We start from the raw sequence: 6,103 nt of genomic DNA on the forward strand, positions 1-6,103 counted from the left end.
GTGTACCCCGTTAAAAACCCTGGTATTAACGGCTCAGTGTCCGACATTGTTCGGTATTCGCTGCATGCAGTCCGGCGCGTCGGGCTATGTATGCAAACAGGAAGATCTCAGTGAACTGGTGAGTGCAATCAAGGCGGTACTTTCAGGCTACAACTATTTTCCCAGCCAGGCGTTGAATCCTGTCCGTGGCGATGACACGCGATATGCCGACCTGGAGCTCTTCAAGGCAGTCAACGACCGGGAGTTGATGGTGTTGCAACTGTTTGCACAAGGCCGTACCAACAAGGAAATTGCCAAGGGCATGTTCCTCAGCAACAAGACAGTCAGTACCTATAAAAAGCGCTTGATGCAAAAACTCAAAGCCAAATCACTGGTTGAACTCATCGATATGGCAAAACGTAACGCCTTAGTGTGAGAGCCCGGATGCCCAGTCGTATAAAGGATTATCTAATACTGGTAACTGCAGGCTTATGCCTGAGCACCTCAGTGTCTGCGACACACTCCCCCAGCGAGCATTACACCCTGCTCAGTCGCTCAATGGTCGGTCACATGGAAGTCCAACTGGATAAATCACAACGGCAATGGATCAACAACAAACGTGAACTCCTTCTGGGCACTTCAGCCCCCGATTACCCGCCTTTCGACCTGACCAACAGCGGCAGCGACTATGAAGGTTTCACTGCCGATTACGCGGGCATCCTTGGCAAGGTCACTGGCCTGCCCGTCAAGGTTCAGCGCTACGCGTCCCGAGAAAACGCGATCAAAGCGCTTGAGAACGGTGAGGTCGATATGCTTGGCAGTGCCAATGGGTTTGAGGCACGCAACGCCGACATTGTGCTTTCCACACCTTACGCCGCGGACCAACCGGTTCTGGTGACACGAGAGGGAGAAACCCGATCCCTGACCGATGGCCTGGCCGGGTTGCGGCTGAGCATGGTGTACCACTATTTGCCGATGGACGAAGTCAAATCCCTGTACCCAAAGGCAATTATCTCAACCTTTCCGTCTTACCAGAATGCAATCAACGCTGTCGCGTTCGACCAGGCTGATGTCTTTCTCGGTGACACTATTTCAACTCATTATCTGATCAACAAGGGTTACCTGAACAACGTCCGGATGGCCAACTTCGGTAAACATGAAGTCCACGGCTTCAGCTTTGCCGTGCACCAGAACAACCCGGAACTCCTTGGGATCATCAACGCGATTCTGAATGCCACCCCGACCAGCGAGCGAGAAAACATCGCCAAACGCTGGAGTGCAGGCAGTGACATCCTGCTCACCGATCACAAGCTGCAACTGACTGGTCGCGAAGAACGCTGGCTGGCGCAACATCCAGTGGTTCGCGTGGTGGTCAATGAGGCGTTTGCACCGCTGACGTTTTTCGACGATGAAGGCAACTTTCGAGGTGTTACCGCCGACCTGCTCGAATTGATCAGGTTGCGCACCGGCTTGCGCTTCGAGATCCATCGCAGCCGAAGCGATGACGATATGATCGAGCGAATCAGTCATCATCAGGCCGACTTGATTGGCGCCCTGCTGCCCAGCGCACAACGTGAAACGCTGCTGAACTTCAGCCGCCCCTACCTGGAAAACTCCTTCGTTCTGCTGACGCGCAAAGTGGCCGACACCCCGACCGACCTCACACAGTTTTCGGGCAAGCGCCTGACGATTGCCCAAGGCAATCCGATGGTGGATTACCTGCGTCGCGAGTTCCCGCACGTCAATCTGATCGAAACCCCAGACACCTTCAGTGCCGTGCAGTCAGTTGCAGAGGGTCAGGCTGAAGGTGCCGTAAACTCGCTGGTGATCGCCAACTACTTCATCTCATCCAGAATCTTCGAGCAACCGCTTCAAATCAGCTCCACCCTTGGCACGCAGCAGGCTGCGTTCTCTCTGGCAACAGGGCGTGATGCCAAAGAACTGAGCGCAATCCTCGACAAGGCATTGCTAAGCATTACTCCGCAGGAACTGGGCATTATCAACAGCCGCTGGCGGGGATACTCGTCGACTACGCAAAACACCTGGCGTAGCTATCACCGGGTGTTCTATCAGGTGGTGATCGGTGTTGGTGTGCTACTGCTGATTTCTGTTGCCTGGAACGCTTACATGCGTCGTCAGGTAAAACAGCGTCAGGCGGCCGAGCTCGCGCTGAATGATCAACTTGAGTTCATGCGATCACTGGTCAATGGCACACCTCATCCAATCTACGTACGTGATCGGCAGGGATTGCTGCAAAGCTGCAACGACAGTTACCTGGAAGCCTTTAATACAAAATACGAAGACGTCATCGGCAAAAGTGTCATTCAGGGCAACATGAGCAACGCCTTCGAAGCTCAGGAGTATCAGGCTGACTATCAGCGCGTCGTGAGTGAAGGTACACCGTTGATTCTCGACCGCACCCTGCAAATCGGCAGTCGCAAGCTGACGGTTTATCACTGGATTCTGCCTTACCGGGACTCGAGTGGTGAAGTGCAAGGCATTATTGGCGGCTGGATCGACATCAGCGAGCGGCGACAACTGTTCRATGATCTTCGAGCGGCCAAGGAACGCGCCGATGAAGCAAACAGGGCCAAAAGCACTTTTCTGGCGACCATGAGCCATGAGATCCGCACCCCGATGAATGCAATCATCGGCATGCTGGAACTGACCCTCAAACGTATCGAGCCGGCTCATCCGGACCGCCCCGCCATTGACGTCGCATACAATTCGGCGAAAGACCTGCTGGAACTGATCGGGGACATTCTCGATATTGCGCGCATCGAATCCGGGCATCTGAGCCTGAACCCGGAGCGCGTCAACCTGGGTGAAACGGTGGCATCGGTGGTCAGAATCTTCGACGGGCTCGCCCGGCAGAAAAATCTGCGCCTGTTGCTGGACTTCAATCCTGCACATCCGCCAACCGATGTCCTGTTAGACCCGATGCGCTTCAAGCAGGTGTTGTCCAATCTGGTCAGCAACGCCATCAAGTTTACCGAACAGGGTCAGGTCCGGATTGTGGTTGAGTTACACGCCACTGACGAGCCCGAGCGGGTCTTGCTGCGCGTGCAGGTCAAAGACAGCGGAATGGGGATCAGCGAGCAGGATCAACAGCGTTTGTTTGAGCCATTCGCTCAAGCGACCCATAGCGCGCAGTCGACCCGAGGGGGCGCTGGGCTGGGTCTGGTGATCAGTCGCACGCTGTGCGAGATGATGGGCGGCAGCCTGCAATTGCGTAGCCAGTCCGGTGCCGGCACTCAAGTCGAAATATCGTTGCATCTGGCAACATTGCCGCCAGCGCTGAAGCCGAAAACCGCCGAAGCACCTATTCAGCTTACCTCAACCCCGTTGAACGTCCTGGTGGTCGACGATCATCCGGCCAATCGCTTGCTCATGTGTCAGCAACTGGAGTTTCTGGGGCACCACTACAGCGCAGCAGCAGAGGGCGAGGCCGGATTCGCGGCATGGAAGCACGGACTGTTCGATCTGGTCATTGTTGATTGCAACATGCCGATCATGAACGGCTACGAACTGGCCCGGTTGATTCGTCAACACGAACAGCAACAGCCGCGCGCGGTCTGCACTCTGCTGGGTTTTACCGCCAATGCACAGCCGGAAGAAATACAACGCTGCAAACAGGCCGGGATGGACGACTGCCTGTTCAAACCCCTCAGCTTGACGGCCTTGAGGCAGTGGATTGAACGCATCAAGCCGATCGCCCGCGCCCCGGCGTTCAGCCTCGAAGGGCTGCAACTGCTGACCGGAGGTAATCCGAAGCTGGATCACCGCTTATTGTCCGAACTGCTGAACAGCAATCGACTGGACCGTGAGCAATTGCGGGCGCTATTCCAGTGCAAAGACTGCCAGCCTTTCCTCGACATCGCTCACAAAATCAAGGGGGCGGCCCGAATCGTCCACGCGTATCGATTGATCGACAGCTGTGAAGCGCTCGAAATCGCCTGCCATGAAGTGTTCCACCCCGAAACCGTAGCCAACTGCACTAAGGCCATCGAGCGCGCCATGCTCGAACTGGAGCAAGCCTTGCAACAACAAATAAGGCATRACGACAAAAGCAGAACGATGGAGCATTAACTATGCTTGAGCATTGAGCAGTGTGTTTAACCTCATGGAGAGACCCGTAATGCCAAACTCACTGCGCTCCGATCAACGACGCTTTCCGTTACATGTCCATATCAGCGTGATGTTTACCTTCCTGCTGCTGCTAACGGGCGTGGTGTTGGGCATTTTCAATTACCGGCAAACCACGCAGATCATCCTGTCCAGCAGCGAAAAACTCTTCAACCGGATCGAACAGGATATCCGGTTGGATCTGCAAGCCACCTATGTACCGATCCGCCATTTGTTGAGTTTGCTAGCGGACAACCCGGCGACCGAAGCGTCAGCGCTGGAGCAACGGCTCGCGCTGCTGAAACCCTTTAGCCAGTCGCTCAAAGACAATCCCAACCTGGCCTCGCTGTATCTGGGTTACAGCAATGGCGATTTTTTCATGGTGCGTCCCCTGCGCATCCCGGCCGTGAAAGCGCTCACGAATGCCCCGGATACGGCGGCCTATCAAGTCTGGAGCATCGAACACCCGGGCGGCGGTGGCAAGGTGCGGTCCCAGACTTTGTTTTTTGATCAGAACCTGGCCCTCATCGACCGCCAGGACAACCCCGACGAAACTTTCGATCCGCGCACACGCGCCTGGTTTAGCAGCGCTCGCAGTGATGAGGACCAGATCACCACCGAACCCTATGTATTTTTCTCCACTCTCGATGTTGGTACCACCCTGGCCCGGCGCAGCGGTGCGAACGCAGTGATGGGCGCGGACCTCACCCTCGCCGACCTGTCGGCGACACTGGCCAAACATGTGGTGACCCCGCACACAGAAATCGTACTGTTCAATGGCGAGGGCAATGCCGTTGCCTATCCTGACAGCAGCAGGCTGATCGTTGACGACCAGACCGTACGTTTGATCAAGGCAGCCGATTTGAATCCGGCACTCGGTGCCCTGCTCGCCAGTCCGCTTGAAGGTAATCGCCTGGACGCCGCGGGTCGCCAATGGATTGTGGCCCGCAGCAGCATGAAGGAAGGCGGGCCTGAAGGATTACAGCTGGCGCTGTTGGTGCCGGAAGATGAATTGCTCGTCGATGCCTATCGAATGCGCTGGCAAGGCGCACTGATCACTCTGGCAACGTTGCTGCTGTGCCTGCCGCTGGCGTGGCTCACCTCCAGAGTTCTGGTCAAACCCCTGCACGCACTGGTGCAGGAAGCCGATGCGATCCGCAGTTTCAATTTCAAGTTTCCTGTCAGCCGACGCTCACCCGTGCTGGAAGTCGACCAACTGAGCGTGTCGATGGCGCGCATGAAGGACACCTTGGCGAGCTTTTTCCAGATCACTGAAAGCCTGAGTGCCGAGACCCGTTTCGCACCGTTACTGCAACGGGTGTTATTCGAAACCGTGAAAATCGGGCAGGCCCAGGCGGGTCTGATTTACCTGCGCGAGCAGGATAGCGACCGCATGGAGCCTCACGGCCTGGTGATCAACGATATCGCCCAGGCATTACCTGCATTCGGGATTCACGGCTACGAACTCCAGAACCCGCAGAGCCCTCAGTGGATGCAGCAGTTGTCGAACGCCGACAATGTCGTCACCAGTCTGAGCTTCGAAAACGCCGCCGACCTGCAAAAGGTGATGCTTGCGCTGGAAAGTCCTCGGGTTCACTTGATCGGTATCCGGTTACACAACCGGCATAACGAAACCGTCGGTCTGCTTGTCCTCTTGCTGGCCGACAGTGGTGCTCAAAATGACCTGGAAAAGCTTCGCCCGGACCGCATTGCGTTTCTTCAGGCGGTGTCCGGTGCGGCGGCCGTGAGTATTGAAAGCCAGCGCCTGCAAGCCAGGCAGAAACAGTTGCTGGACTCTTTCATTCAACTGCTGGCTGGGGCGATCGATGCCAAAAGCCCTTATACCGGCGGACATTGTCAGCGAGTGCCGGCGTTGACGCTGATGCTCGCTGAGGCTGCCGCTGCCAGTCAGGAGCCGGCCTTCAGCGGCTATCAACCCACGGAAGATGAGTGGGAAGCCCTGCACATCGCGGCGTGGCTGCATGACTGCGGCAAAGTC

At 56.3% G+C, this 6,103-nt stretch carries 3 protein-coding genes; all 3 read left to right on the plus strand.

Features of this window, described 5'->3' with window-relative positions; all coding sequences use genetic code 11:
- Positions 1–415 (plus strand): LuxR C-terminal-related transcriptional regulator (locus AC1DSG_RS26155; protein WP_477793478.1); only part of this gene is annotated, 415 nt, incomplete at its 5' end.
- 8 nt (positions 416–423) lie between these two features.
- Positions 424–4,068, plus strand: a complete 3,645-nt coding sequence (locus AC1DSG_RS26160) for a transporter substrate-binding domain-containing protein (protein WP_477793479.1) — start codon at positions 424–426, stop codon at positions 4,066–4,068.
- A 49-nt stretch (positions 4,069–4,117) separates the two neighbouring features.
- Positions 4,118–6,103, plus strand: a 1,986-nt coding sequence (locus AC1DSG_RS26165; RefSeq protein ID WP_477793480.1) for an HD domain-containing phosphohydrolase, incomplete at its 3' end; no start/stop codon positions are given.

The sequence above is a fragment of the Pseudomonas sp. P5_A12 genome, assembly GCF_056400685.1.